The organism is Streptomyces sp. NPDC058092 (genome assembly GCF_042884935.1).
GTDB lineage: Bacteria > Actinomycetota > Actinomycetes > Streptomycetales > Streptomycetaceae > Streptomyces.
In genome coordinates this window covers 245,619-272,342 of record NZ_JBHVSY010000007.1, presented here as the reverse complement: position 1 = coordinate 272,342, position 26,724 = coordinate 245,619, and the positions used below count along the sequence as shown (strand labels likewise).

Here is a 26,724-nt window from a genome sequence, read left to right as displayed (position 1 = left end):
CCCCGGACCTGCGACTCAACTCACCGATGCGCACCGCGTGTTCTTCCTTCCGCGCTTGCCAACCCCCCGACCCATCATAGATAGTTCCACTATCGGATAGTAGGAAGTACCGCTATCCATATTTTCAAGGGGGATCCTCATGTCTTCATGGGCTTCATGGCGTTCATGGCACCGGCCGTTAGTCCTCTTCGCGGCGGCGATGGTCGTCATCACGGTCGTATCGGCGGTGGGGCTGATGGCCGACGACCGGGTCCTGGCAGGCGCCGCGATCTGGTTCAAGCCGTTCAAGTTCGCGGTCTCGTTCGTCGTCTACGCACTCGCGCTCGCCTGGATGCTGACGCTGGTCACCCGTGGCCGGCGCGTCGGATGGTGGGCCGGGACCGTGGTCGCGCTGTCCAGCCTGGGCGAGATGGTGATCATCACCGGCCAGGTGATCCGCGGCAAGCGCAGCCATTTCAACCACGCCACGCCGTTCGACGAGACGCTGTTCAACCTGATGGGCATCACCGTCGCCGTGCTCTGGACCGGCACGCTGGTCATAGCCATCCTGCTGCTGCGAGCCCGGATCGCCGACCGCGCCGCAGCCTGGGCGATCCGCTCGGGTGTCCTGATCGCCCTGGTGGGCGCCGGATTCGGCTTCCTGATGACGCAGCCCACACCCGGGCAGCGGGCGGCGGGGAACCTGGACACCGCCGATGTGATCGGCGCGCATTCCGTCGGCGTACCGGACGGCGGCTCGTCGATGCCGCTCACCGGCTGGTCGACGACGGGCGGCGATCTGCGAATACCGCACTTCGTCGGCATGCACGCACTCCAACTGCTGCCGCTCTTCCTGCTCGCGCTGCTCGCACTGGCTCCGCGCTTCCCCCGGCTGCGCGACCCGCGGGTCCGGCTCCGGCTGGTAATGGTCGCCGCCGGCGTGTACGCGGCAGTCGTCGCGCTGGTCGCCTGGCAGGCGCTGCGAGGCCGGCCGCTGATCCACCCGGACGGCGCGACGCTCGGCGCCGCGGCCCTGATCGTGGCGGCGAGTGCCGCCTGCGGCTATGCGGCACTGAGGTCAACTGCCGCACCACAGAAGGCCGATCCAGATTCCGCCTCCGATATTTCCGACAAGGAGCTCATGGCATGACCGGCGCGCTCTTCGAGATCTCGTTCTTCCTGGCGGCCCCGTTCTGGCTGCTCATGATCCTCGCGCCGAACTGGCGCCTCACGGCACGCGTCGCCGCGTCCCCGCTCACCGTCCTGCCGGTGCTCGCGGTCTATCTGTTCATGGCCGTGCCGGTCTTCCCCGAGCTCTGGGACGCGGTGCGCAGCCCCGACATCGACACCTTCCGCGAGCTGATGGCCCTGGCGAACGGGGCGGGGGCGATCTGGGCGCAGGTCATCGCCTGGGATCTGCTGCTGGGCCAGTGGATGTTCCTGGAGGGCCGCCGACTGGGGATCTCTCCGCTGGCGATGGGCCCGCTGCTGGTGCTGACGATTCTGCTGTCGCCGTTCGCACTGCTGGTCTTCCTCCCCCTGCGCGCGGTACTGAAGCCGAGGGCCCGGCCCGGGAACGGAATCCAGGGCCGGGCCGGCCACGCGTCGCCGCGACAGGGCTTGGGTTCAGACGGACTTCTGGTACGAGCGGAACGTACGGGTCGACAGCCGGACCGCCGCCACCGCGAGGACCAGCAGGGCTCCCCCGCGGCCGAGCACCAGACCCCATTCGGGATCGGAGGACAGCGCCGAACGGCCCGCCACCATCGCCCAGTTGACCGGGTTGAAGTCGGCGATGTGCCGCATCCAGGACGGCATCTGGCTCGGGGCCATGAAGGAGGAGGAGAGGAAGGTCAGCGGCAGCAGTAGAAAGGTGTTGATGCCGATGATCGACTCGCGCTGACGGACCAGCATGCCCAGGGCGTTGGAGAGCGCACCGAAGACCGTGCCGAGCAGGATCGACGCGACGACCAGGATCAGCAGGCCGCCCGCGCCGCCCGGGTAGGTGGCTCCGGCGACCCGGCCGAGCAGCACGATGACGACGGACTGCACGGCGGTGCTGATGCCGTTCTGCACGACGTTGGCGTTCATCAGCGCGTTGCGGCTGACGGGCGTCGTCAGGAAGCGGTTGAGCGTGCCGCGCTCGATCTCCTCCAGGGTGCCCATGCCGGCCCACATGCTCGATCCGAGGGCGCTCATCACCACGATGCCGGGGATCAGGTAGTCCAGATAGAACGTGGTGCCGAAGCCGCCGAGCTCGACGACCTTCCTGAAGAGGTTGCCGAAGAGGAACAACCAGATCACCGGCTGGACGAGAGAGATCACCAGGAAGATCGGCTGACGGACGACCGCCATGAGATGACGTTGGGTCATGTACCAGGTCTGGACGAGGACTTGGCTGCTCATCGGGCGCCTCCGGCGGGGGTGGGGGCGGGGACCTGTCGGGCGTCGGCGCCACCGGCATCGGCTTCGGCTTCGGCTTCGGAGAAACGGCGTCCGGCGTAGCGCAGATAGACGTCGTCGAGGGAGGGGCGGGCCACGGTGGCAGCGGCGACCGCCGCACCGGCCCGCTCCAGCGCGGCGAGCAGGACGGGGACGGCGGCCGCACCGTCCTCGGCGCGCACGCTCACCCGGCGGCCGTCGAGCAGCACCTCGTGCACCCCGGGCAGTCCGGTGAGCGCGGCGTCGACCGCCCTGGTGTCGCCGTCGGCGCGCAACTCCATGTGGACGGCGTCGCCGCGGAGTTCGCCCTTGAGGTCGTCGGGGGCGCCCTCGACGACGATCCGGCCGCGGTCGACGATCGCGATGCGTTCGGCGAGCCGGTCGGCCTCCTCCAGGTAGTGCGTCGTGAGGACGATGGTCAGCCCCTCGTCGCCGGCCAGCCGGGAGATCTCGTCCCACATGGCCGTGCGGGCCTCGGGGTCGAGTCCGGTGGTGGGTTCGTCGAGGAAGAGCACCTCGGGGCGGTGGACGAGGCCGAGCGCGACGTCGAGGCGGCGCTGCATTCCGCCGGAGTACCCCTTGACCTGGCGCTTTCCGGCGTCGGCGAGATCGAAGCGGTCCAGCAGTTCATCGGCGCGGCGCTGGACGGCGGAGCCCCGCATCCCGTACAGCCTGCCCTGGAGCAGGAGGTTCTCGCGGCCGGTGGCGACCGGGTCGGCGCCGGACTTCTGGGCGACGACTCCGATCGCGCGGCGGACCCGGTCGGGGTGGCGCAGGACATCGTGTCCGGCGACGCTCGCGGTGCCCGAGTCGGGGCGGGCCAGGGTCGTGAGGATCTTGACGGTGGTGGACTTTCCGGCGCCGTTGGGGCCGAGGAGTCCGAAGACCGTGCCGGCGTCGACGTCGAGGTCCATGCCGCGCAGCGCGGTGACGCCGCCGGGATAGGTCTTGATCAGCTGTCGCGCCGCTACTGCGGGCGCACGGGTGCTCATGGCAGAGCTCTCCTGTGGTCAGCGGGGGTGCTCGGGTACACCGAGCACGCGGGCATGCCGAGCCGATCCGCGTGAAGAGCGCCGGGCTATCCTGGGTGTGCCGCACCTCGATCGCCCGGCTCGCCTTCACGGCATGGCCGGTCCGGGGTTCGAGACCCCGGCGGTCGCTGCTCCAACAGCTTCCGCCGGGGTCTTTCCCTCTGCTTCGGTCCTGCGTTCTCTCCGGTTGTGCGCTACGCCTTCCGCTCCGAGTTCAGGACGATCTCCTGCTCGTCCAACTCCTGCCAGTCCTGCGGGACTTCACCGGATTCATGGAAGGACTTCCACTCCTCGATACCGCTGATCGTGGCGTCGGTGAGTTCCTGGCGGAAGTTCTTGATCCATTCCAGCTGTGCGTCGATCATGTGGAGTTGGTATTCGGTCTCGACGACGAAGAGGCGGGGCAGCTCGTCTCCCAGCTGACCGAGGACCCCCCGGAGCGCCGCGGCCTGGATCTCCAGGGCCGCCTCGCGGGTCTCCATCAGCTCGGCCACCTCCTCCGGCGGCAGCACCGGCAGAAGCGACAGGGCCGTCTCGAAGACCGGGTACTCGACGGCCGGCACGGCGAGCAGGTCGGAGAGCCAGTCGAGCATCTCCACGCGCCCGGCCTCGGTGATGCCGTAGAGCGTGCGCTCGGGGCGGTTGCCCTGTCGCTGGACGCCCGCGACCTCGACGTAACCGTGCTTCTCCAGGTTCTGGACGACGGTGTACAGGGAGCCGAAATTGATCTTGACGCTGTGTTCCTTGCCGCGCCGGCGAAGCGTCTGGGCGATCTCGTACGGATGCATGGAACGCTCGGCGAGCAGCACCATGACCGTCAGCGCCAGTGGATTCCCGAGCTTGCGCCGCTTGGCCACCGCGCTCACCACCCTTCAACTCGCCACCGAATACTCGTGGCCGAACGTATCGCGTTCGTCCGAACGCGTCAACCACGATGTATCGCGAGCTTTGGGACGCATGGAAGGATCTCGCGCACTGACCCATCCGCGCTGCTCTCGGCTCCGGAACACCTGGAGAGAGCCGATGCGCAATCAGGGAGGACGCCCGCGTGAAAGAAGCCGTGTACATCGGCGCAGCGCCCTCGGCCGGGCCCGATCTCCAGGAGCTCCTGGAGATGGTCGCCCGAGGCGATCAGGACGCGTTCGCCAAGGTGTACGACGCGGTCGGCGGGCCGGTCCTCGGGCTCGTACGGAGCGTGCTGCGCGATCCCGCCCAGTCGGAGGAGGTCGCGCAGGAGGTGCTGGTCGAGGTGTGGCGCACCGCCCCTCGGTTCCGGGCCGCCCGCGGCAGCGCGATGAGCTGGGTGCTGACACTGGCCCATCGCCGGGCCGTGGACCGGGTGCGCTCGGCCGAGGCGTCGGCGGCCCGTGAGCACAGGGCCGCGCTGCTGGACCGAACGCCCGCCTTCGACGAGGTCACCGAGCAGGTCGAGAGCCGGCTGGAGCGCGAACAGGTCCGCCGCTGCATGCGGACGCTCTCCGAGGTGCAACGGCAGTCCGTGGACCTCGCCTACTACCGGGGGCTGACGTATCGCGAGGTGTCGGAGCTGCTCTCCGTACCGCTCGGGACGATCAAGACGCGGCTGCGCGACGGACTGATCCGGCTGCGCGACTGCCTCGGGGCGAGCGTATGAGCGACGCCGAACTGCACGCACCGACCGGGGCGTACGCTCTGCAGGCCCTGCCGGAGGCCGAGCGGCGGGAGTTCGAACGCCATCTCGGCGACTGCGAGGCCTGCACCGTGGAGGTGCGCGAGCTGTCGGAGACCGCCACCCGGCTCGGGCTCGCGGTGGCCCGCACACCACCGCCCGAGCTGCGCGAACGGGTGCTGCGGGAGATCACGACCGTACAGCAGGGATCCCTGTCGGACGCCCGGCCGGCGCGCACCACCGGAGGCGGTGCGAACCGGGCGGGCCGGTGGCCGAGGGTCGTCCTGGCCGCGTGCCTGGCGGCCGCCGTCGGCTTCGGCGGGATCGCCGTGTGGCAGAACCAGGAGGCGCGGACCGCCCGGGCGGACGCCCGTACCGCACAGCGGCAGAACGCACAGCTGGCCCAGGTCCTGGCGGCACCGGACGCCCATGCCGAATCCAGCACGCTCGGGGGCGGGGCGAAGGGCACCGTGGTGGTCTCCAAGAAGGAGAACCGCGCCGTCTTCCTGGCGTCGGGAATGCGGGAACCACCGATCGGCACGGTGTATCAGCTGTGGTTCGACGATGACGGCACGATGCGTTCCGCGGGCCTCATGAAGGCGCCGAACACCACGACACCGCAGCACGCGATGCTGCTGGACGGCCCCGTCGACCGCGCCTCCGGCATAGGCATCACTGTCGAACCGGCCGGCGGGTCCGCTCATCCGACGTCCGCCCCGTTGGCCCTGCTGCCCATCCCAGCGGCCTGACCCGCGGTACGGCTGCCGGCAGGCATGAGGCCCGAGCCCTTGCCTGACGGACACGGCGAGTTCGTGGGTGTGCGCAAGTCCGCCACAACTGGCCGGCGCCGAAAAGAAACTCACATCCCATCGGGTGCCGGACCAATCCGCCCGGCGCCCGGCGACGAATCCTGGTTGTGACTGAAGACCGAGAAGATGCGCAGCAGGCCGGAGCGGCCCGGCCCCGGCGATCCCACTGGGCACGCACCACCCTCGCCGCGCTCAGCGGTCTGATCGCCGGGTTCTGCGCCCTGGCCGTCGCCGAACTGGTCGCGGCTGTCGTACGCCCCGAGGCAGGCCCGGTCACGGCAGTGGGGAGTGCGGTGATCGACCGCACTCCCCCGGCCGTGAAGGAGTTCGCCGTACAGAATTTCGGCACCGCCGACAAGCTGGTGCTCCGGCTCGGGATCCTGGTTCTCCTGGCGCTCTTCGCCGTGGTGGTCGGCGTGCTGGCACTGCGGCACCGGTGGCTCGGTTCCGCTGCCGTCCTGGTCTTCGGTCTGGTCGGGGCCGTGGCGGCGGCAGGGCGTCCGGAAGGCGCACCTGCCGACGCGCTGCCTTCGGTGGTGGGTGCCGTGGTGGCTGCGGGGGTGCTGTATCTCCTGGCCGGACGGCTCACGCCGGCTCTGCCTCCCTCTCCCACGGCCGGGGAGAGGGAGGCAGAGGCATACGACACCTTCGACCGCCGCGGCTTCGTTGTCGCGGCGACCACGGCGGCGGCGGCCTCGGCGGGCGCGGGAATTCTGGGACGGCGGCTGACCTCCTCCGTCCAGGCCGGGGCCACCGCTTCACGCCACAACCTGGTCCTCCCCGTGCCGGAATCCGCCGCACCGGCCATCCCTGCGGGCGCCGATCTGCGGATCCGGGGGCTGAGTTCCTTCGTCACCCCGAACAAGGACTTCTACCGGGTGGACACGGCTCTGGTCGTGCCACGCGTCGATGCCGGCACCTGGCAGCTGAAGATCCATGGCAAGGGGGTGGCCCGGCCCGTCACCGTCGACTTCCACGACCTGCTGAGCCGAGAGATCATCGAGCGCGACATCACCCTGGCCTGCGTGTCCAACGAGGTCGGCGGCCCCTACGTCGGCAACGCCAGATGGATCGGCGTACGGCTGGCGGATCTGCTGCGCGAGGCCGGGGTTCGGCCGCCGTCGAAGGGCGGTCCCGCCGACCAGATCGTCGCGCGTTCCGTCGACGGCATGACGATCGGCACACCGGTCGAAACGGCCATGGACGGACGCGACGCGATGCTCGCCTTCGGCATGAACGGCGAGCCGCTGCCCTTCGAGCACGGCTTCCCGGTCCGGATGGTCGTTCCCGGCCTGTACGGGTACGTGTCGGCCTGCAAGTGGATCAAGGACATCGAACTCACCACGTTCGCCGCGTACGACGCCTACTGGGTCAAACAGTCCTGGTCCCAGCAGGCGCCGATCAAGACCGAGTCACGGATCGACACCCCCCGCCCGTTCTCCTCCCCGAAGGCCGGCACGGTGCCGGTGGCCGGGGTGGCCTGGGCCCAGCACCGCGGTATCTCGCGGGTCGAGGTCCGGGTGGACGGCGAGGAATGGCATACGGCCCGGCTGGCCGCCGCGGACAACCGGGACACCTGGCGCCAGTGGGTGTGGGAGTGGCCCGCCACATCCGGCAATCACACCCTCGAGGTCCGCGCCACGGACGGAACGGGCGCCACCCAGACCGGCGACCGCGTCGGCACCGTGCCCAACGGAGCGACAGGCTGGCACTCGGTGATGGTCGACGTGTCCTGACTGAACGGGGCACCCGGGAGATCGCCCTCCGTACGCTGACCGGATGAAACGTCGCAGCGTGATGGAGCGGCAGGACCGGGTGGTGGGTGCCGTCGTCGGGTCGGCGGTCGGTGACGCGCTGGGGGCGCCGTTCGAGTTCGGCCCCGCCGGTGTGTACACGGCACGCTTCCCGGACGGTGTCGGCACGATGTGCGGGGGCGGCGGCTGGGAGCCGGGCGAGGCCACGGACGATACCCAGATGGCCGTGCTGGTCGCGGAGTCCCTGCTGGAGCGGGGCGGCCTCGACCTCCCCGACGTGTTCGGCCGGTTTCGCCGATGGGCGGCGGGCGAGCCGAAGGACATCGGACTGCAGACCGAGGACGTACTGACGAGCGGCGAGCCCTGGGACATCGCGGCAGCGCTGCACTTCCAGGTCAATGGGCGCGCGGCGGGCAACGGTTCGCTGATGCGGGCGGCCACGTCGGCCGTGTACTTCGCTCGGGCGGGGCAGGTGGCGACGATGGCCGCCGCGCGACGGATCGCCGCGCTGACGCATGGCGACCGGGCCGCATGGGAGGGCACCGCCGTGCTGCACGAACTGATCCGGGTGGCACTGGACGGTGGCGATCCGCTCGCCGCCGTTCCGGGCGCCCTGGACCGCGTGCACGAGGATCACCGCGAGCGCTGGGCCGCCGTCCTCGCGCCCGGCTGGCACCCGGACACGGCAACGGAGTTCAACGGTGCGGTGTGGCCGTGCCTGGGCACCGCGCTGTGGGCGCTGCGCACCACACATACGTACGAGAACGCCCTGGCCGCAGCGGTGGACGTGGGCGGGGACACCGACACGGTCGCGGCGGTGACCGGTGGCCTGGCGGGGGCGCTGTACGGCCTCGGCGCGATTCCGGCACGCTGGTCGGAACCCCTGCATGTGCCGCTGCCGGGGTACGGGGACCGGGTGCTGCGGACACCTGACCTGGTGGACCTGGCCGGGCAGCTGGACCGTGCCTCACACGTCGCGATCCCCACGGACATTCGCACACCCCGGACCTGCACATAAGGGCCAGATAAGCGCAGAATGGCATTGCAGGCCGCTTTTCGCACAAAACGGCGGCCAGGTCTGCAGGAGCGAAGGAGACGAACCCCATGTCAAACCTCTCGCACACCGGCCGTGACATCACCAGTCACCCCGATGTTACCGAAATGCGCGATCGCTATGCCCGAATGCTCGGTGGCCGTGACGTGGCCCTCGTGGACGCACCGGTGTTCCTCGTCGGTCTCTATTGCGCCATCTCGCCCTGGGTGCTCGGCTTCACGACGAGCCAGCCCACCCTCGTGGCACACAACCTGATCATGGGTATCGCCATCGCGGCACTGGGCCTCGGCTTCACCGTCATGCCGGAGCGGATGTACGGCCTGAGCTGGGCCATCTGCGCCATGGGCGCCTGGATGATCGCCTCCACGTGGGTCGTCGGCAGCAGCCCGGGCCTCGGCGTCATCCTGAACAACGTCATCATCGGCGGACTGACCCTGCTGCTGGGGCTGGTCTGCGCGGGCGTGTCGATGAAGAGCGGCAAGCGCACAACCTGAAAAAGGGCGTCGTCGGCCGGCCCGCACGAAGCGGACCGGCCGACGACGTACGGGCCCGGTGACTCGGATCCACGCTCCGGTGCCCCGGGTCCGGGTACCCGCGCTCCGGTGCCCAGGGTCCGGGAGTCCACCGCGCCGACACCCCACACCCGGCACCCCGCACGCCGCGGACCCGTCACCCCACAGAGCTGTAAGCCACGACCCCCCGCAACACCGCGTCCACCGCCTTACGCGCACTGCGCGCCACCGAACTCCCCTCCCGCGGAGCCGCAGCCGCGATCTGCCCCAGCACGTCGATCACCTGCTTGCACCACCGCACGAAGTCCCCGGCCGGCATCTCCACCTCGCCCAGCACCTCGTCCAGCGACCGCCCGGACGCCCACATGTAGACCGCCCAGGCAAAACCCAGATCGGGTTCGCGCTGGCCGACCCCCTCCGCCTGGTTGATCTTGAAGTCCTCCTCCAGGGCATCGAGCCGGCCCCAGATCCGGACCATCTCGGCCATCGCGGCCTTCACGGGCTCCGACGGCAGCTTCGGCGCCACCGCGTCATCGGCCTGCCGCGCCTCGTACACCAACGCCGAGACGCACGCAGCGAGTTCGGCAGGGTTCAAGCCCTCCCACACCCCGTCCCGCAGGCATTCGCTCGCCAGCAGATCCAGCTCGCCGTAGAGCCGTGCGAGGCGCCGCCCGTGCTCGGTGACCTCATTGCCCCGCAGGTAGTCGAGCTCGGTGAGCAGCGCGACGATCCGGTCGAAGGTGCGGGCGATCGTGTTCGTCCGCCCCTCGATCCGCCGCTCCAACTGCTTGGTGTCGCGCTGCAGCCGGTGGTACCGCTCGGCCCATCGCGCATGGTCCTCACGCTCGTCGCACCCGTGGCAGGAGTGTGCGCGCAACGCCGCCCGGTAGCGGGCGATCTCCCGGTCGTCGGCCGCGGGGGACCGATCCCTGCGGTGCCGCTCCGGTGCTATGTGCCCGGCCTTCGTCCGCAGGGCGGACGCCAGATCGCGGCGCGACTGCGGCGAGCGCGGGTTGAACGACTTCGGCACCCGCATCCGCTCCAGCGCCTCCACCGGAACGGGGAAGTCGATCGAGGCGAGCCTCTTGACCTGCCGCTCGGCGGTCAGCACCAACGGCCGTGGCCCGTCGTGGTATTCGAGCCCGCGGTGCCCGTGCCCATTGGTCCGTCCGCCCGGCAGCCCCGGGTCGAGGACCAGCGCCAGTCCGGCGAACTTGCCGGTGGGCACGTGGATGACATCGCCGGGCTTGAGCTTCTCCAGCGACGCCGCCGCGGCGGCCCGCCGCTGCGACGCGCCCTGCTTGGCGAGCTCGGTCTCCCGGTCCTTGAGGTCGCGGCGCAGCCGCGCGTACTCCTCGAAGTCACCGAGGTGACACGTCATGCCCTCCCGGTAGCCCGCCAGCCCCTCCTCGTTCCGCTGGACCTGCCGGGAGATCCCGACCACCGACCGGTCGGCCTGGAACTGCGCGAAGGAGGTCTCCAGCAGCTCGCGCGAACGGTGCCGCCCGAACTGGTGCACCAGGTTGACGGCCATGTTGTACGAGGGCCGGAAGCTGGACCGCAGCGGATACGTCCGCGTACCCGCGAGTCCGGCCAGCGCGCCCGGATCCATGCCGCGCTGCCACAGCACCACCGCATGGCCTTCGACGTCGATCCCACGCCGTCCGGCCCGCCCGGTCAGCTGGGTGTACTCGCCGGGGGTGATGTCGGCGTGCTGTTCGCCGTTCCACTTGACGAGCTTCTCCAACACGACCGAGCGTGCGGGCATGTTGATGCCGAGGGCGAGCGTCTCCGTCGCGAAGACGGCCTTGACGAGCCCTCGTACGAAGAGCTCCTCCACGACTTCCTTGAACGTGGGCAGCATGCCGGCGTGGTGCGCGGCGATGCCACGCTCCAGTCCTTCGAGCCACTCGTAGTAGCCGAGGACATGGAGGTCCTCGCCGGGGATGGACGCGGTCCGCTCCTCGACGATCTCGCGGACCAGCCGTCGCTTGGCCTCGTCGTTGAGCCGGAGTCCGGCATGCAGACACTGCTGCACGGCGGCTTCGCAGGCGGCCCGGCTGAAGATGAACGTGATGGCGGGGAGCAGCCCTTCGGCGTCCAGCCGGTCGATGACCTCGGGCCTGGCCGGGGTCCAGATCCGGCTGCGCTCGCGGCGCTCGCGCTCGCGGTCCGCCTCGCGGACCATCTTTCCGCGGCGGCGCTCACGCGGGTTGTATCCCCGCTGGTTCTCCATCCGGGCGAGCCGGCCCAGGTCGGGGTTGACCTCGCGGCGTCCGGTGCCGCGGCCGCCATGGTCGGTCTCCTCCTCGAAGAGGTCGTATATCCGGCGGCCCGCCAGCACGTGCTGCCAGAGCGGCACGGGGCGGTGTTCGGAGACGATGACCTGGGTGTCACCGCGGACGGTGTCCAACCAGTCACCGAACTCCTCGGCGTTGGACACGGTCGCCGACAGTGACACCAGGGTCACGGAGTCCGGGAGGTGAATGATCACTTCCTCCCAGACGGCGCCCCGGAAGCGGTCGGAGAGGTAGTGCACCTCGTCCATCACCACGTAGCCCAGGCCGCGCAGCGTCTCCGAGCCCGCGTACAGCATGTTCCGCAGCACTTCGGTGGTCATGACGACCACCGGGGCGTCGCCGTTGATGCTGTTGTCGCCGGTCAGCAGGCCGACCTTGTCCGGTCCGTAGCGCTTGACCAGATCGGCGAACTTCTGGTTGGACAGGGCCTTGATGGGGGTGGTGTAGAAGCACTTGCGGCCCTGCGCGAGCGCGAGGTGCACGGCGAATTCGCCGACGATCGTCTTGCCCGAACCGGTCGGAGCGGCGACGAGCACCCCCTTGCCGGCCTCCAGCGCCTCACATGCCTCGATCTGGTAGGGGTCCAGATCGAATTCGTACAACTCGCGGAAAGGCGCGAGTGCGGTGGCCAGCTCGGCGGCGCGGATCCGAGAAGCCTGGTATCGCTCAGCTGGTGAGAGGTCCTCTGTCATCTTGCTTACGAGCCTACCCGCCGCCTCTGACAGTGACGCGATCTTTAAATACCGCTGGGAGAACCCGGTGCGAGCACCCTCACCGCGCCCGGTACGCAGGTGGCGGTGAGCGGCAGTGCCCCGAGTTGTTCACCGTCCGCATACGCCGTGACACCGGCCGCGGCCAGCTCGATCGAGGAGACCCGGTGCGAGGTGACCTTGGCGTGGCCGAGGTGCGTTCCCTTGTAGACGCGGGGAAAGACCTTGAGGAGTGTGGTGCGGCTGCAGTCCCCGACGACGGTCACGTCGAACAGCCCGTCGTCCATGACGGCGTCCGCGCAGATCCGCATGCCTCCGCCGTACGTCGATCCGTTGCCGACGGCGATGAGCGTCGCCTCGATCTCCCGGACAGGGCCGCCGTCCAGCCTGATGCGGTACGGGATCGGTTTGAACGCGGCGAGTTCGGCGAGGATCGCGAGGTCGTACTTGAACCGTCCGCCGACCCAGCGCATCCGGTTGCCGCGGTCGTTGACCCGGGAGTCGAAGCCGGAGGCGAGCACGGACCCGAACCACCGCTCGCCGACCCGCCCGAGGTCGATCTCGCGGACCGCCCCGCCCTTGAGCGCCCCGGCGGCGAGCCGTCCGGCCGCGGCCGGATCCCGTATCGGCACCCCGAGCGCGCGGGCGAAGTCGTTCCCGGTGCCCACGGCGACGACCCCGAGCGGGGTCGTCGTTCCGGCCACGGCCTGCAGGGCGAGGGACATCATGCCGTCCCCGCCCACCGCTATCAGCGCACCGGTGCCGCCCGCGACGGCCTCCCGTGCCCGCCGCAGGGCGTCGTCGGCGTCCGAGCCGAGAACCGTACGCACGGAGAATCCGGCGTCCCGCAACGCGGAAGCGGCCGGCTGCGCGGCGCGCGCGCCCCGGCCGCGTCCTGCGGTGGGATTGACGAAAAGGGTGATCTCGCTGGTCACCCGGGGACCCTACAGGTCAGGTGATGTCGTCGTAACCGTCGACCCGGTCACGGTCCGAGCTCGCCTGAGTGGGCAGCGACCGGCTGGACGAGACCGGTTCGATCTCATCGATGGCCTCGGGGGCGAGGTCCAGCTCCGACGCCTCGTCGTCGGCGGGTCCCGCCGCCGCGAGCTGCGCCTTGCGGCGGTCGTTGAGGAGCGAGATCGCCGTGGCCACGAAGTAGAGCACCCAGATCGGTCCGGCGAGCGCCAGCATCGTCAGCGGGTCGGTACTGGGAGTGGCCAGCGCGGCGAAGACCGTGATGCCCATGATCATGCCCCGCCACCAGCCGAGCATCCGCTTGCCGGTGATGATCCCGCCGAAGTTCAGCATGACGAGCAGCAGGGGCAGCTCGAAGGAGAGCCCGAAGACCACCACCATGCGTGTGATCAGATCGAGCAGTTCGTCCAGCGGCAGCTGGTTGTCGACGCCGCCCGGCGAGAAGTCCAGGAGCACCCGCGCCATCGTGGGCAGGGTCTTGTAGGCGAAGAAACCGCCGGCGAGGAAGAGCGGGAAGCCCGCACCGACGAAGGCGAGCGAGTACTTCTTCTCGTGCTTGTGCAGCCCCGGGGCGACAAAGGCCCACAGCTGGTAGAGCCAGACCGGCGAGGCAAGGACGATGCCTGCCATCAAGGAGACCTTGAGTGCGAGGGTGAACGGGGTGAGCAGACCGTTGAGGACGATACGCGCACACGTATGTTCCTTCTTGGCGAGATCGGCGAAGCTGACGTCGCAACCGACGGACTTCAGTACGGGGTCGGTGAAGAACTCGATGATCTCCCTGTAGAAGAACGCGGCCACGATCGTGACGATGACGATCCCGAGCAACGCCTTCGCCAGCCGGTTACGCAGCTCACGCAGGTGCTCCACCAGGGGCATGCGGCCCTCTGGGTCCGTCTCCTGCTTGCGGGCAGACTTGAGCAACCCACGTCCTCATCTCGTACAGCAGGCCGTCACCGATCAGGGTGCCTGCGTCGGCCCGGTTTGTCAGCGCTTGGTCGAGTCGGTCGGCTCGGCGACCGGACGCGCACTCGTCACGTCACCGGGCGCGGCCTTGATGGTGCGCGGGGCGGCCTGGTCCTGGGCGGCGGTGTCGTTCGCCGGTTCGGCCGGGGTGGCCGACGGGCCGCCCTCGGACTTCATGGCCTTGGCCTCGCTCTTGAGGATGCGGGCCGACTTGCCGAGCGAGCGAGCCATGTCAGGAAGCTTCTTCGCGCCGAACAGCAGAACAATGACGACGAGGATCAGGATGATCTCGGGAGCGCCGAGCCTTCCGAACATATGCGTGTACCTTCTCACCGAGGCAGCAGGGGTGGGGCGGATCGAACGTCGGACGGACGTCCGATCGTCGTACTGTCAGCGATCGTATCCCGCAGGAGTAAACGCAGGGCAATACCCATGCGTCCTTGCGATTACGGCCCATGCCTCGCTCTCAGGGCCGCTTGAGCAGCGTACCCCCCGAACCCGGGAAACTGGAGGCCGCGCCTCCCCCCGATCGATCGGCCCTGCTCACAGACTCACACGATCGTGGGGCGGTACATCTAACGCAACGCTTCACCGGTGGCAGCAAGATCCGTCGCGGCCCGCTCCAGGTCCTCCGCCGCCCGGTTGATGCGCTGGGTCGTCCGCGTCACCTGACGCCCCAGGCGCTGGGCCTCGATGAAGACCTTGACGGCCAGCGCGCCCAGGACGGCGATCCCGAGGAACCCCAGGGCGATGGCGAGCATGGGCCAGAACATGCGCAGAGCCTCGATGTGTCTAAGTGTCCGGAGTTCTAAAGGCTGGTGTGGAGGCGCAGCGTCCGCACCCCGCCACCGGTGAGGAGCTCAACTATCCGCTCCCCGGCGGGTTTACGGACGGCCGCGCCGCACTCGGGGCAGGTGAAGGAGTAGAACGTCGTCCGGCGGCTGGCGCCCACGGCGAGCCGGATGGCGCCGGCCGCCAGCTCGAACCGCTCGCGGCAGTCCGGACAGGCGGCCCTGAACCGTACGGACTCGGGCACCACCACGGTCGAAACACCCGACACCACGGACATGTTGCTCATATCTCTCAGGTCTCCGCTCAGGCCGGGCCGTCGTAGGCAGCGAGCGCCGCACGGGCCGCCTGCTGTGCGCTCCGCGCCAGTTCCGGTGGGGAGACGATACGGCCTTCCCCTCCGAGCCGCAGCGCAAGCCTGCGCAGCGAGGCCGGATCGGGGGTGCGCAGGGTGATCCGCAGTCCGCCGTCGGGCAGCTCCTCGGCGCTGTCGTGCGGGTAGTACTCGGCGACCCACCGGCCGCCGGGCCCCACCTCGACCACGACCTCCGGGTCCTCGGCCGCCGGTTGGACGAGCCCTTCGGACAGATCTCGCAGTTCCAGCTCGGGCGGCGCGGCCGGCTCGTCCAGCAGCCGGATCTCGGCGACCCGGTCGAGCCGGAACGTACGCCGGTCCTCGGAGGACCGGCACCAGGCCTCCATGTACGTGTGCCCGACGGCGAACAGCCGGATCGGGTCCACCTCGCGCTCGGTCAGTTCGTCGCGCGCGGGCGAGTAGTAGCGCAGCCAGAGCCGGCGCCGCTCGGAGATCGCCCGGTCGACATCGGCGAAGACACCGCCCTCGGACTCGAAGGTGACCGAGAGCCGCGAGCTCGCCGCTCCCACCTCACCGGCCGCCGTCTCCAGCTTCGCGGTGGCCCGCAGCAGCGCCTGCCGGTCGCTCTCGCGCAGCCCCGGCAGCGTGGCCACGGCGCGGGCGGCGACCAGGAGCGCGGTCGCCTCGTCGGCCGCGAGCCGCAGCGGTTCCGCGACATCGTCCGGGTTGTGCCACCAGATGCGGTCGCCGTCGGTGTCGATGTCCAGCAGATCGCCGCCGCGGAAGCTCGTACCGCACATGGGCAGCACGTCGAGGTCGGAGATCAGCTCGTCCTCGGTGATCCCGAAGGCGCGGGCGACGTCCTGGACGTGGGCACCGGGGCGCTCACGCAGATACGTCACCAGAGAGAGCATCCGGCGGGTCTGGTCGATCGCGTTCGTGGCCATGAATGGGTCCCCTCAGTCCTTGGCCACGGCGCGCAGCCGGTCCACCACATCGGCCCGCAGGTCGGCGGGTTCCTGTACGACGACGTCCGGACCGAACTCGACGAGCCAGGCATCCAGACCGTGTCCGTACGGAATCTCCAACTCGTCCCACCCGTTCCCGAGTTCCCGGACCGATGTGGCGCGCGAGCGCAGCGGGTATCCGGACCCGGTCCGCAGCCTGATGAGTGCGGTCCGGGTCGCCGTCTCCCCCGCCCAGCTCTCGACGGTCTCGCGGACGGTCACGACGTCGGGCACCTCGGCGGTGAACGCCCCGGCCCGGGAGCGGACCCGGCCGGTGATCCGGGAGAGCCGGAACACCCGCTCGGCGCCGCGGTCCCGGTCCCAGCCGGCCAGATACCAGTGGCCGCGCCAGCATTCCAGCGTCCACGGCTCGACCTGGCGCTGCTCGGGCCGGGCGGCGTTGGCCTTGCGGTAGTCGAAGGTCACCGGACGGCGGTCCCGGCACGCCAGCATCAACGGCTCGAACGCGGCCTCATGAACGGGGATGCGGGGTTCGAGGGCGCTGTGCACCTCGTACGCGTCCTCGGCCTCCGGCATGCCGGCGGCCCGCAGCTTCTGCAGCGCGCCGCTGGCGGCACCGGCCAGCCGCGCCTGCTGCCAGACCTTGGCGGCCAGCCCCAGGGCGGCGGCCTCCTCGGCGTCCAGTGTGATCGGGGGCAGCCGGTTGCTGTCGCGGCGGGCGAGATATCCCGTGTCGCCGTCCAGGTTCTCCACGGTCTCGATGACCAGACCGAGCTCGCGCAGATCGTCCTTGTCGCGCTCGAACATCCGGTTGAAGGCGTCGTCGGAACCGGCCTCCAGATAGGCCTCGATGGAGCCGCGCAGCTCGCGCTTGCTCAGCGGGCGCCGGGTCCCCAGCAGACACAGAGCCAGGTTCATCAGCCGCTCGGCCTTGGCAATCGCCATCGACGCCCTTTCTGTTTTGCTCTACGACCGTCGACCGTACCGCTCCGCGGTGTCCGGACAAAAGCGAGGGCCCGTGCCTGCCAGGCACGGGCCCTCGTAGCGCACGGGTGCGGATCAGACGGCGACCAGGTCGCAGACGAAGATCAGGGTCTCGCCGGGGGCGATACGGCCGCCGCCGGCGCCGCGGTCGCCGTACGCGAGGTGCGCGGGGATGGTCAGCTGGCGACGGCCGCCGACCTTCATGCCCTGCACGCCCTGGTCCCAGCCGGAGATGACCTGCCCGGCACCGAGCTGGAACTGCAGCGGGGTGCCGCGGTTCCAGGAGGCGTCGAACTCCTCGCCGGTGGAGAAGGCCACGCCCACGTAGTGGACGGAGACGGTGGCGCCCGCCTCGGCCACCGCGCCGTCGCCTTCCCAGATGTCCTTGATCTCCAGGTCGGCCGGCGGCTCGCCACCCGGGAAGTCGATCTCGGGCTTCTCGATGCTCACTGACTTGCTCCTCTTACTGATGAACTGGGCAACCGGGACAGTCTTACATCTTCGCCAGGATGTCCACGGCGAAGACCAGCGTGGACTTCGCCGGAATCGTCTGCTGCGCCTTGTCGCCGAACCCCTGGTCCGGCGGGATGACGAGAAGCACGCGGCTGCCGATCTTCTTGCCGACCAGACCGTTCTTGAGCCCCTTCAGGGTGACCTGGGCGAGGGGGAAGGTCTGCGTCTTGCCCGCGCTGTAGGTGCTGTCGAACGTCTTGCCGTCCTTCCACAGCAGACCCACGTAGTTCACGACGACGCTGTCGGTGTCCTTCACGACGTCGCCCTTGGACTCCAGGATGTAATTGGAGACGAGCTTCTTCGGCGGGTCGATCTTGGTCGGGATCGTGACCTTGGGAGCCTTGCCGTCCGTGTTGGTGCCGACCTTCGGCAGGTCGACGTTGTCCTGGGCGACCTCGGTGCCCTTGGCGGACGCCGGGATCTGCGTCGCCTTCAGAACATCGACGACGAAGACGAGCGTGGCGTTCGGCTTGATGTCACCCTGGCCCTGCGCTCCGTAACCGAGCTCCGGCGGAATGACCAGCTGGACCCGGCTGCCGACCTTCTGACCGGCGAGGCCCTTGTCCCAGCCCTGGATCACCATGCCGGCGCCGAGGGTCAGATCGAACGGCTGCTTGCGGTCGAAGCTGTTGTCGAACGGCTTGTCGGAGTCCCAGGCCTGGCCGAGGTAGTTGACCTGGATCGCGTCGCCGTTCTTGAGCGTGGCGCCGTCACCCTCGCTGATGACCCTGGTCTTCAGCTCCTTGGGCGGGTTCCCGGTCCCCTTGGCCAGGGTGGGCTTCTCGCCGAACTTCGCGCCCGCGGTGATTGCGGGGAACCCGTCCTTGGACGCGGCGGAAGGGGAAACGGAAGCGGAAGCGGAGCCCTTTTCGTTACCGCAGGCTGCTGTCAGCAGCAACAGGGGGACGACAAGAAGGCCGGCAAGTCGGCGCACTGGTTCCTCAGATCTCAGACGGCAGTTTGCTTGAGTCCCCGACACTCTAGGGCGTACGCAGGGCCCCGTACGAGGAACGTACGGGGCCCGCGTCGCGTCGGAGTCCGGGAATTCCTGTCGCCGGCTCACATACCCGCGATCAGCTTCTCCACCCGGTCGTCCACCGAACGGAACGGGTCCTTGCACAACACTGTGCGCTGCGCCTGGTCGTTGAGCTTGAGATGGACCCAGTCGACGGTGAAGTCCCGCCGCTGCTCCTGGGCCCTGCGGATGAAGTCCCCGCGCAGCCGCGCCCTGGTCGTCTGCGGGGGCACGGACTTGCCCTCGAAGATCTTCAGGTCGTTGCAGACACGGGCGGCCTGCCCCTTGCGCTCCAGCAGGTAGTACAGGCCGCGACGGCGGTGGATGTCGTGGTACGCGAGGTCTATCTGGGCGACCCGCGGATGCGACATCGTCATGTTGTGCTTGGCGCGGTACCGCTCGATGAGCTTGTACTTCATCACCCAGTCGATCTCGGTCTCGATCCGGTCGAGGTCCTCGGCCTCGACCGCGTCGAGCGTACGGCCCCACAGCTCCAGGACCTGGGCGACCGTTCCGGTGCGGATGCCGCGGCGGTCGACGAAGTCGACGGCCTTCTCGTAGTACTCGCGCTGCACCTCGATGGCGGATGCCTCACGGCCGCTGGCCAGGCGCACCTTGCGCTGCCCCGTGGTGTCGTGGCTGACCTCGCGGATCGCCCGGATCGGGTTCTCCAGCGTCAGATCCCGCATCACGGTGCCCGCCTCGATCATGCGGAGCACCAGATCGGTGGCGCCGACCTTGAGCAGCATCGTCGTCTCGGACATGTTGGAGTCACCGACGATGACGTGGAGGCGGCGGTACCGCTCCGCGTCCGCGTGCGGTTCGTCACGCGTGTTGATGATCGGGCGGGAGCGGGTCGTCGCGGAGCTGACGCCCTCCCAGATGTGCTCGGCACGCTGGCTGACGCAGTAGACGGCGCCCCGCGGGGTCTGCAGCACCTTGCCCGCACCGCAGATCAGCTGCCTCGTGACGAGGAAGGGAATGAGGATGTCCGCGAGCCGGGAGAATTCTCCGTGCCGCGCCACGAGATAGTTCTCATGACACCCGTAGGAGTTTCCCGCCGAGTCGGTGTTGTTCTTGAAGAGATAGACGTCGCCCGCGATTCCCTCCTCGTGCAGGCGGCGTTCGGCGTCGACGAGCAGACCTTCGAGAATGCGCTCGCCGGCCTTGTCGTGGGTGACCAGCTCGGTCAGGTTGTCGCATTCGGGGGTTGCATATTCCGGATGCGATCCCACGTCGAGGTAGAGGCGGGCGCCGTTCCGCAGAAAGACATTGCTGCTGCGGCCCCATGACACAACACGGCGGAAGAGGTAGCGCGCCACTTCATCAGGAGACAGTCGGCGCTGTCCCCTGAACGTGCACGTGACGCCGTACTCGTTCTCCAGCCCGAAAATGCGGCGGTCCATGACTGAACATTACGCCTGATGGCCTGAGCTGAAACCGGGTTCGACAGCACCGTTTCGATCATTTTCCGATCCCTGTACAGCAACTGCCCCACGCCCGGGAACTGCGAGGACCCTTCCCGTGGCCAGCAGAACCAGCAGCGCCGCCACCCCACCGGCCCCCGCGACGGCGAAGCTCCACGTCGTGCCGCCCAGTTCGACGGCCGGGCCCGCCGCGGCCGTTCCCGCCGCCGCGCCCACCCCGAACGTCGTCACGAGCCAGGAGAACGCCTCCGTCACCGTGCCCCGCGGGGCATGCCGGTCGACCACGATGAACGAGCAGGCGATCGCGGGCGCCAGAAAAACTCCGGCCACTGCCGCCAGAGCGGTCATGGCGACCACTCCCGGGGTCAGCATCAACGGCAGGTAGCCGAGCGCCAGCAGTGCGACGATGACCCGCAGCCGGCGCTCCGGAGCCCCGGCCCACTGCCGCGCCCCGTACACCGCACCGCCGACCAGCGCACCCAGCCCGAGCGCGGCCATCAGCCAGCCGTACACCGACTCCCGGCCGTGGTCGTCGGCGTACGCCACCCCGGCCACCGTGATGGAACCGAGCGCGAGCCCGACGAAGAAGAACGAACCGAGCAGCGCCAGCAGCCCCGGCGAACGCAGCGCGCCCAGCCAGTGCGCCTCCCGGGGCGCCGAACGCCAGGCGCGGGACGGCTCCGAGAGGACGACGGAGAGCGCCCCCAGAACCCCTATCGTGTTGATGACCAGCAGGGCGGCGGCGGGCGACCAGAGGGAGACGAGCAGCGTCACCAGCAGCGGGCCCACGGTGAACATGACCTCCTGCGCGACAGCGTCCATCGCGTACGCCCGGTGCACCCGGTCCTCACCGCCCAGGACGCTCGGCCACAGGGCCCGCAGACCGCCTTCCAGCGGCGGGGTGAAGACTCCGGCCACCATCACCGCGCCGTAGGCCAGCGGCAGCGACCCCAGGCCCACCAGGGCCAGCAGGGCCATGCCCAGCGCCGACACCACGGCGGCCGGGAGCTGGACGCGTGGCTGGCCGTACAGGTCCACGGCGCGGCCCAGCAGCGGCTGCCCGACCGCGGTGGACAGCCCGTACACGGCCGTGAGCGCGCCGGCGAGGGTGTAGCTGCCGCCCTCGGCCCGGGTGAACAGCACGATCGCGATGTGGGCGGTGCCGCTCGGCAGCCGCCCCACCAGGGTCCCCGTCAGCAAGCGGGCGGCGTGCCGCGCCCGGAGGATGTCCAGATATCCCGCGGCCATGTCCCGCCCCTCTCCTTCGGGCACTCTCCGGCACCTGAAGTTTTACGTATAACGTCGAGGTTCATACGTACCATGTGCCCAGTCCGCAGGTCCACCTCACGGCGCCTGCCCCCGTCCGGCCCGGAGGCCCCGAGTGACCAGCGCACCGCAGTCGCGTCCCGCCCCGCCCCGGCCCACCAGCCGCGATGTCGCGCGGGCCGCCGGGGTCTCGCAGGCCACCGTCTCCCTCGTGCTCGGCGACAAATGGCGCGGCCGGGTCTCCGAGGCCACCGCCGAACGCGTACGGCACGCCGCCCGCGGCCTCGGCTACCAGCCCAACCTCGCCGCCCGCAGCCTCCGCCTCGGCCGCACCAGGACCGCGCTTCTCGTCGTCCCCGCGCTCACCAGCGAGTTCTTCGCGCGCGTCTACACCGGCGCCGCCGCGGTCGCCGCCGAGCACGGCTTCGGGGTCGTCCTCTACCCGTCGCCCGAGGGCATCGGCCCGGCCAGGGACCCGTTCGCCTCGGCGCGCGCCTCGCTCGACGGGGTGATCGCCTCGTCCATGGCCGCCGGAGCCCTCGACGCGCTGCGCGGCGCCGGTCTGCCGTTGATCATGCTCGACAGCGACCCGGCGGACACCGGTGTCGCGGCCCACGTCAACCTCGACATCGCCGACGGCATGCGGCAGATCGCGGACCATCTGCTCGCGCTCGGCCACCGCCGCTTCGTCCACCTCGCGTCGGCGGTCGACTCCTGGACCTTCGCCGCCCGCGCCCGGGCCCTGCACGACGCGCTGAAGGCGGTGCCCGGCACCTCCGTACGGACCGTCGCGGCGATGCTCGACGTCCCCGCGGGCCGCGAGGCCACGGAGCGGGCGCTCGCCGCCCCCGGCCCCCGGCCCACCGCCCTCGTCTGCGACGACGACATCCTCGCCGCGGGCGCCTGCAAGGCCGCCCGCAGACTCGGGCTCCGTGTCCCCGACGACCTCTCCATCACCGGTTTCGACGATCTGGCCCTGGCCACGGCCGTCGAGCCGGAGCTCACCACCGTCCAGCTGCCCGCCGAGCAGGTCGGCGAACGCGGCATGGCCGCCCTGCTGGCGGTCCTGGACGGCCGCCCGGCCGAGCCCGGCAGCCTGCCCGTGCGACTGGTGGCACGCGGCTCCTCGGCGCCCCCGCCCGCGGACGGCCCGCGGACATGACGGTGCCCCGGCCCGCCGGGAGGGGCGGACCGGGGCACCGGAGGACTACTCCACGTCCCCACCGGAATCGGTGGACTTGGTGGGCTTGGTGGACTTGGTGGGCTTGGTGGGCTTGGTGACATCCGTCGTGCTCGCGGGAGACCCGGATTCCTCGCCGTCCTCGATGTCGGAGGGGGCGTCCGTCGGAGCGGCGCCGCCGTCCGCCTCCAGCAGCCGCGCCAGCTGCCGGCCGACGATCCGCTTGAACTTCCGCTGCTGCGGCCTCGTACGGTCCAGGACCGCGACCTCCAGCCGCTCCGCGGGGATCTCCCGCTCGCTGCCGTTGGGATCGCGGGACAGCGCCTGCACGGCCAGCTTGAGCGCCTCGGCGAGCGTCATCCCGTCACGGTGCCGCTGGTCCAGGAACGTGCTGATCTGCTCGGCGTTCCCGCCGACGGCGACCGAGCCGTGCTCGTCGACGATCGAGCCGTCGTGCGGCAGCCGGTAGATCTGGTCACCCTCCGGCTCGGCGCCCACCTCGGCGACCACCAGCTCCACCTCGTACGGCTTCTCGGCCGCACTGGAGAAGATGGTGCCCAGCGTCTGCGCATAGACGTTGGCCAGCCCACGGGCCGTCACATCGTCACGGTCGTAGGTGTATCCGCGCAGATCGGCGTAGCGCACCCCGCCGATGCGGAGATTCTCGTACTCGTTGTACTTGCCGGCGGCGGCGAAACCGATCCGGTCATAGATCTCGCTGAACTTGTGCAGCGCGCGGGACGGGTTCTCGCCGACGAACACAATGCCGTCGGCGTACTGCAGCACAACCAGGCTGCGACCACGGGCGATGCCCTTCCGGGCGTATTCCGCCCGGTCGGCCATGGCCTGCTGAGGTGAGACATAGAACGGCGTCGACACCGGTTATCCGTCCCTTTCTGTCAGTGACAAGAGCATCGAAGAAGCAGCGGAGCGACGGTCAGAGCAGCGCGGCGCGCGGGCCGTCGGGCTGTTCCAACCGGCGTTCCAGAATCGAGCGGGCGATCTCGGAGGATTCCGTCTCGTTCAGCTTCCGGAAGCCCTCGTCGGTGATGACGGTGACGATCGGATAGATCCGCCGGGCCACATCGGGACCGCCGGTCGCCGAATCGTCGTCCGCGGCGTCGTACAGCGCCTGGACGACCAGGGTGAGGGCCTGCGGCTCCGTCAGATCTTCGCGGTAGAGCTTCTTCATCGACCCACGGGCGAAGATCGACCCGGAGCCGGTGGCCGCGTAGCCGACCTCCTCGGAACGGCCGCCGGTGACGTCGTACGAGAAGATCCGGCCCTTCCCGCGGTCGATGTCGAAGCCGGCGAAGAGCGGCACGACGGCGAGGCCCTGCATGGCCATCGCCAGATTGCTGCGGATCATCGTGGAGAGCCGGTTCGCCTTGCCCTCCAGGGAGAGCTGGGCGCCCTCGACCTTCTCGAAGTGCTCCAGCTCCAGCTGGAAGAGCTTGACCATCTCCACGGCCAGTCCGGCCGTACCGGCAATGCCCACCGCCGAATACTCGTCGGCCGGGAAGACCTTCTCGATGTCGCGCTGCGCGATCATGTTGCCCATGGTCGCCCGCCGGTCGCCGGCCAGGACCACACCGCCGGGGAACGTCGCCGCGACGATGGTCGTCCCGTGCGGCGCCTCGATGGCCCCCTGCAGGGGCGGCAGGTTCCGGTTGCCCGGGAGCAGCTGGGGAGAATGGTCGGACAGGAAATCCATGAACGAAGAGGATCCCGGCGTCAGGAAGGCAGCTGGTAGACGCCCGGTGCTACGAGTGTTGGCTTCCACGCGTTTCCCTCCAGGTATGCGACGGCCTGCGCGAGGTGTCGGGATCGTCTCCCAACGTGCCGATGGCCGACTTGCAGTTGATGCGGTTACGCCACGGACCCTACCCGGCCCGTGGCAGTGATCCACATGAACTGCGGGGGCGGCCGCACCGCACGCGGTGCCGCTTGTGCCCGCGCGGCACGGGCCGACTTCGCCCGCACCGCGCACGCCTCTCCGCTCCCCCGCGTCCACATCTGTGAACTACTGTCCACCCTTTTGGACAAATGACCTCACGAAGTCTTCCGCGTTCTCTTCGAGTACGTCATCGATCTCGTCCAGAACCGAGTCGACATCGTCGCTCAGCTTCTCCTGGCGCTCCTTGAGGTCCTCGGACGCCTGCGCGTCCTGCGCCTGCTCCTCGACCTCCTCCGTGGAGCGCGTCGCCTTCTGCTGTCCGCCGCCGGTGTCCTTGGTCGCCATATAGCTCACCCCGCTCGGTTCGAAGCACTTGATCAAACCCTACCCACGGGGTCCGACATTGGCCCGGTACTTGTCCAGACTTCCGGGGGTCATCCCGATGATTCCCCGATCGCGGCCCTTTCAGCCGCCCGACAGCACCTGGACCAGTTCTTCCGCCGTGCGGCAGCGGTCCAGGAGCTCCTTGACGTGATTACGGGTGCCCCGGAGCGGTTCCAGGGTGGGCACCCGCTGCAGCGAGTCATGGCCCGGCAGATCGAAGATGACCGAGTCCCAGGAGGCCGCGGCCACGTCGTCGGCGTACTGCTCCAGGCAGCGGCCGCGGAAGTAGGCCCTGGTGTCCTCCGGAGGCCCCGTACGGGCCTTCTCGACGTCACCGTCGTCCAGCAGGCGCTTCATCTTGCCGCGGGCCGCCAGGCGGTTGTACAGGCCCTTCTCGGCCCTCACGTCGGCGTACTGGAGATCCACCAGGTGCAGCCGCGCCGCGTCCCAGTCGAGACTGTCACGACGGCGGTAGCCCTCCATGAGTTCCCGCTTGGCGATCCAGTCGAGCTCGCCGGACAGGCTCATCGGATCGTTCTCCAGCCGGTTGAGGGTGTCCTCCCAACGGACCAGGACGTCCTTGGTCTGCTCGTCGGCGTCCGCCCCGTACCGCTCCTCGACGTACTTGCGGCCCAGCTCGAAGTACTCCATCTGAAGCTGTACCGCGGTGAGCGTACGGCCGCTGCGCAGCGTGATCAGGTGCTTCAGCGTCGGGTCGTGGGAGACGTGGTGCAGCGTGCGCACCGGCTGGTCGACCGCGAGATCGACATTGATGAAGCCGTCCTCGATCATGGAGAGGACCAGGGCGGTGGTGCCGAGCTTGAGGTAGGTGGAGATCTCCGAGAGGTTCGCGTCGCCGATGATCACATGGAGCCGGCGGTACTTCTCCGCGTCGGAGTGCGGTTCGTCGCGGGTGTTGATGATGGGGCGCTTGAGGGTGGTCTCCAGGCCGACCTCGACCTCGAAGTAGTCGGCGCGCTGACTGATCTGGAAGCCGTGCTCGTGGCCGTCCTGGCCGATTCCCACGCGTCCCGCGCCGGTGACCACCTGGCGGGAGACGAAGAACGGGGTCAGATGGCGCACGATGTCGGAGAAGGGGGTTTCCCGCTTCATCAGGTAGTTCTCGTGCGTGCCGTACGAAGCGCCCTTGTTGTCGGTGTTGTTCTTGTAGAGGTGGATCGGCTGGGCGCCGGGCAGCTGGGCCGCGCGCTCGGCCGCTTCGGCCATGATGCGCTCGCCGGCCTTGTCCCAGAGGACCGCGTCCCGCGGATTGGTGACCTCCGGGGAGCTGTATTCGGGGTGCGCGTGGTCGACGTAGAGGCGGGCCCCGTTGGTAAGGATGACGTTGGCGAGGCCGATGTCCTCGTCGGTGAGCTGGCTGGAGTCCGCGGTCTCGCGGGCGAGGTCAAACCCTCGCGCGTCCCGCAGCGGGTTCTCCTCCTCGAAGTCCCAGCGGGCGCGGCGCGCCCGGTGCATCGCCGCCGCGTAGGCGTTGACGATCTGGGACGAGGTGAGCATGGCATTGGCGTTGGGGTGGCCGGGGACGGAGATCCCGTACTCCGTCTCGATGCCCATTACTCGCCGTACGGTCATGCGGCCCTCCTTGCCCGGCGGCGCTCCCTTGAGGGGCGGCGCTCAAGTACCGCTGCTTGTCGGTGCGCGTGCGCTGCCCGTCCACGCACTGCGCGACCGGGCGGTACGCAAGAGCCTAGAGCGCCTCTGTGCTGGTGGGGAGATCAATTACGTCATTGCTGCGGTGTCGTGCGAGCTGTCCGGAAAGCGACCGGCTGCGGATGCCCGGCCGG

26 protein-coding genes and 2 pseudogenes are annotated in these 26,724 nt (G+C 69.6%); 8 read left to right on the top strand and 20 right to left on the bottom strand.

Annotated features, from left to right (window positions below; genetic code table 11):
- Nucleotides 1-199: 199 nt before the first annotated feature.
- Together ACFVV1_RS14725 and ACFVV1_RS14720 are read left to right on the top strand one after the other, a co-directional pair.
- Nucleotides 200-1,129, top strand: a complete 930-nt coding sequence (locus ACFVV1_RS14725; protein WP_389989618.1) for a hypothetical protein — start codon at nucleotides 200-202, stop codon at nucleotides 1,127-1,129.
- Nucleotides 1,126-1,551: pseudogene (locus tag ACFVV1_RS14720) on the top strand (ABA4-like family protein); the annotation flags it as partial. The gene ACFVV1_RS14725 and the pseudogene ACFVV1_RS14720, both read left to right, overlap by 4 nt.
- A 54-nt stretch (nucleotides 1,552-1,605) precedes the next feature.
- Here the strand turns inward: ACFVV1_RS14720 and ACFVV1_RS14715 are convergent.
- From ACFVV1_RS14715 to ACFVV1_RS14705, 3 genes are all read right to left on the bottom strand, one after another.
- Complete coding sequence (locus ACFVV1_RS14715; RefSeq protein WP_389989490.1) at nucleotides 1,606-2,385, bottom strand: ABC transporter permease; 780 nt, start codon at nucleotides 2,383-2,385, stop codon at nucleotides 1,606-1,608.
- Nucleotides 2,382-3,413, bottom strand: a complete 1,032-nt coding sequence (locus ACFVV1_RS14710; RefSeq protein ID WP_389989488.1) for an ATP-binding cassette domain-containing protein — start codon at nucleotides 3,411-3,413, stop codon at nucleotides 2,382-2,384. The genes ACFVV1_RS14715 and ACFVV1_RS14710 overlap by 4 nt, the downstream gene beginning before the upstream one ends.
- Before the next feature lie 233 nt (nucleotides 3,414-3,646).
- Complete coding sequence (locus ACFVV1_RS14705) at nucleotides 3,647-4,309, bottom strand: PadR family transcriptional regulator (RefSeq protein WP_389989486.1); 663 nt, start codon at nucleotides 4,307-4,309, stop codon at nucleotides 3,647-3,649.
- A 191-nt stretch (nucleotides 4,310-4,500) separates the two neighbouring features.
- On the opposite strand from ACFVV1_RS14705, the gene ACFVV1_RS14700 reads away from it, so the two are divergent.
- From ACFVV1_RS14700 to ACFVV1_RS14680, 5 genes are all read left to right on the top strand, one after another.
- Nucleotides 4,501-5,085 carry a sigma-70 family RNA polymerase sigma factor gene (locus ACFVV1_RS14700; RefSeq protein WP_389989484.1) on the top strand — a complete coding sequence of 195 codons (585 nt, stop codon included), beginning with the start codon at nucleotides 4,501-4,503 and terminating at the stop codon, nucleotides 5,083-5,085.
- Nucleotides 5,082-5,849 carry an anti-sigma factor domain-containing protein gene (locus ACFVV1_RS14695; RefSeq protein WP_389989482.1) on the top strand — a complete coding sequence of 256 codons (768 nt, stop codon included), beginning with the start codon at nucleotides 5,082-5,084 and terminating at the stop codon, nucleotides 5,847-5,849. Before ACFVV1_RS14700 ends, ACFVV1_RS14695 begins: the two co-directional genes overlap by 4 nt.
- A 260-nt stretch (nucleotides 5,850-6,109) precedes the next feature.
- On the top strand, nucleotides 6,110-7,645 hold the full coding sequence (locus ACFVV1_RS14690; RefSeq protein ID WP_389989616.1) for a molybdopterin-dependent oxidoreductase: 1,536 nt from the start codon (nucleotides 6,110-6,112) through the stop codon (nucleotides 7,643-7,645).
- Between the two features lie 43 nt (nucleotides 7,646-7,688).
- Entirely contained in the window at nucleotides 7,689-8,681 is a 993-nt protein-coding gene (locus ACFVV1_RS14685) for an ADP-ribosylglycohydrolase family protein (RefSeq protein WP_389989480.1), read from the top strand.
- 86 nt (nucleotides 8,682-8,767) lie between these two features.
- Nucleotides 8,768-9,211: an SPW repeat protein gene (locus ACFVV1_RS14680; RefSeq protein ID WP_389989478.1), complete on the top strand. Its 444-nt coding sequence runs from the start codon at nucleotides 8,768-8,770 to the stop codon at nucleotides 9,209-9,211.
- Between the two features lie 175 nt (nucleotides 9,212-9,386).
- Here ACFVV1_RS14680 and ACFVV1_RS14675 read toward each other — a convergent pair whose 3' ends face one another.
- The 12 genes from ACFVV1_RS14675 to ACFVV1_RS14620 all read right to left on the bottom strand — a co-directional run bounded on the left by ACFVV1_RS14675 (nucleotide 9,387) and on the right by ACFVV1_RS14620 (nucleotide 21,440).
- Nucleotides 9,387-12,221, bottom strand: coding sequence for a DEAD/DEAH box helicase (locus ACFVV1_RS14675; RefSeq protein ID WP_389989476.1), 2,835 nt, complete (start codon nucleotides 12,219-12,221; stop codon nucleotides 9,387-9,389).
- Nucleotides 12,222-12,265: 44 nt separating this feature from the next.
- Nucleotides 12,266-13,174, bottom strand: a complete 909-nt coding sequence (locus ACFVV1_RS14670; protein WP_389989474.1) for a diacylglycerol kinase — start codon at nucleotides 13,172-13,174, stop codon at nucleotides 12,266-12,268.
- A gap of 16 nt (nucleotides 13,175-13,190) precedes the next feature.
- Entirely contained in the window at nucleotides 13,191-14,138 is a 948-nt protein-coding gene (tatC, locus tag ACFVV1_RS14665; protein WP_389989472.1) for a twin-arginine translocase subunit TatC, read from the bottom strand.
- 63 nt (nucleotides 14,139-14,201) lie between these two features.
- Nucleotides 14,202-14,495, bottom strand: coding sequence for a Sec-independent protein translocase subunit TatA (gene tatA / locus ACFVV1_RS14660; RefSeq protein ID WP_389989470.1), 294 nt, complete (start codon nucleotides 14,493-14,495; stop codon nucleotides 14,202-14,204).
- Between the two features lie 260 nt (nucleotides 14,496-14,755).
- The gene (locus ACFVV1_RS14655) at nucleotides 14,756-14,953 is read right to left on the bottom strand and encodes a hypothetical protein (protein ID WP_266362877.1); all 198 of its coding nucleotides are present in this window, start codon (nucleotides 14,951-14,953) and stop codon (nucleotides 14,756-14,758) included.
- Nucleotides 14,954-14,988: 35 nt separating this feature from the next.
- Entirely contained in the window at nucleotides 14,989-15,258 is a 270-nt protein-coding gene (locus tag ACFVV1_RS14650) for a hypothetical protein (protein WP_389989467.1), read from the bottom strand.
- A gap of 17 nt (nucleotides 15,259-15,275) precedes the next feature.
- Nucleotides 15,276-16,232, bottom strand: a complete 957-nt coding sequence (locus ACFVV1_RS14645; protein WP_266745228.1) for a YafY family protein — start codon at nucleotides 16,230-16,232, stop codon at nucleotides 15,276-15,278.
- A 12-nt stretch (nucleotides 16,233-16,244) separates the two neighbouring features.
- On the bottom strand, nucleotides 16,245-17,198 hold the full coding sequence (locus ACFVV1_RS14640; RefSeq protein ID WP_389989465.1) for a helix-turn-helix transcriptional regulator: 954 nt from the start codon (nucleotides 17,196-17,198) through the stop codon (nucleotides 16,245-16,247).
- Between the two features lie 114 nt (nucleotides 17,199-17,312).
- The gene (locus ACFVV1_RS14635) at nucleotides 17,313-17,687 is read right to left on the bottom strand and encodes an FKBP-type peptidyl-prolyl cis-trans isomerase (RefSeq protein WP_327276141.1); all 375 of its coding nucleotides are present in this window, start codon (nucleotides 17,685-17,687) and stop codon (nucleotides 17,313-17,315) included.
- Nucleotides 17,688-17,730: 43 nt separating this feature from the next.
- The gene (locus ACFVV1_RS14630) at nucleotides 17,731-18,684 is read right to left on the bottom strand and encodes an FKBP-type peptidyl-prolyl cis-trans isomerase (protein ID WP_389989463.1); all 954 of its coding nucleotides are present in this window, start codon (nucleotides 18,682-18,684) and stop codon (nucleotides 17,731-17,733) included.
- Nucleotides 18,685-18,809: 125 nt separating this feature from the next.
- Nucleotides 18,810-20,171 (bottom strand): Pup--protein ligase, encoded by a 1,362-nt coding sequence (gene pafA, locus ACFVV1_RS14625; protein WP_093894153.1) that lies wholly within the window; start codon nucleotides 20,169-20,171, stop codon nucleotides 18,810-18,812.
- Nucleotides 20,172-20,180: 9 nt separating this feature from the next.
- Nucleotides 20,181-21,440: an MFS transporter gene (locus ACFVV1_RS14620; protein ID WP_389989461.1), complete on the bottom strand. Its 1,260-nt coding sequence runs from the start codon at nucleotides 21,438-21,440 to the stop codon at nucleotides 20,181-20,183.
- A gap of 133 nt (nucleotides 21,441-21,573) precedes the next feature.
- Between ACFVV1_RS14620 and ACFVV1_RS14615 the strand changes: the two genes are divergently transcribed.
- A complete protein-coding gene (locus ACFVV1_RS14615) occupies nucleotides 21,574-22,620 on the top strand; it encodes a LacI family DNA-binding transcriptional regulator (RefSeq protein ID WP_389989459.1) in 1,047 nt (348 codons plus the stop codon).
- A 45-nt stretch (nucleotides 22,621-22,665) separates the two neighbouring features.
- Here the strand turns inward: ACFVV1_RS14615 and prcA are convergent, their stop codons facing one another.
- The 5 genes and pseudogenes from prcA to dop form a co-directional block, all read right to left on the bottom strand.
- Nucleotides 22,666-23,517, bottom strand: coding sequence for a proteasome subunit alpha (gene prcA, locus ACFVV1_RS14610; RefSeq protein ID WP_389989457.1), 852 nt, complete (start codon nucleotides 23,515-23,517; stop codon nucleotides 22,666-22,668).
- A gap of 58 nt (nucleotides 23,518-23,575) precedes the next feature.
- Nucleotides 23,576-24,421 carry a proteasome subunit beta gene (gene prcB / locus ACFVV1_RS14605; RefSeq protein WP_389989455.1) on the bottom strand — a complete coding sequence of 282 codons (846 nt, stop codon included), beginning with the start codon at nucleotides 24,419-24,421 and terminating at the stop codon, nucleotides 23,576-23,578.
- Nucleotides 24,373-24,562 (bottom strand): annotated as a pseudogene (locus ACFVV1_RS14600) (endonuclease domain-containing protein); the annotation flags it as partial. The pseudogene ACFVV1_RS14600 and the gene prcB, both read right to left, overlap by 49 nt.
- Before the next feature lie 99 nt (nucleotides 24,563-24,661).
- Complete coding sequence (locus ACFVV1_RS14595) at nucleotides 24,662-24,880, bottom strand: ubiquitin-like protein Pup (RefSeq protein ID WP_016325855.1); 219 nt, start codon at nucleotides 24,878-24,880, stop codon at nucleotides 24,662-24,664.
- Between the two features lie 120 nt (nucleotides 24,881-25,000).
- Entirely contained in the window at nucleotides 25,001-26,512 is a 1,512-nt protein-coding gene (gene dop / locus ACFVV1_RS14590) for a depupylase/deamidase Dop (RefSeq protein ID WP_389989453.1), read from the bottom strand.
- Nucleotides 26,513-26,724 lie beyond the last annotated feature (212 nt).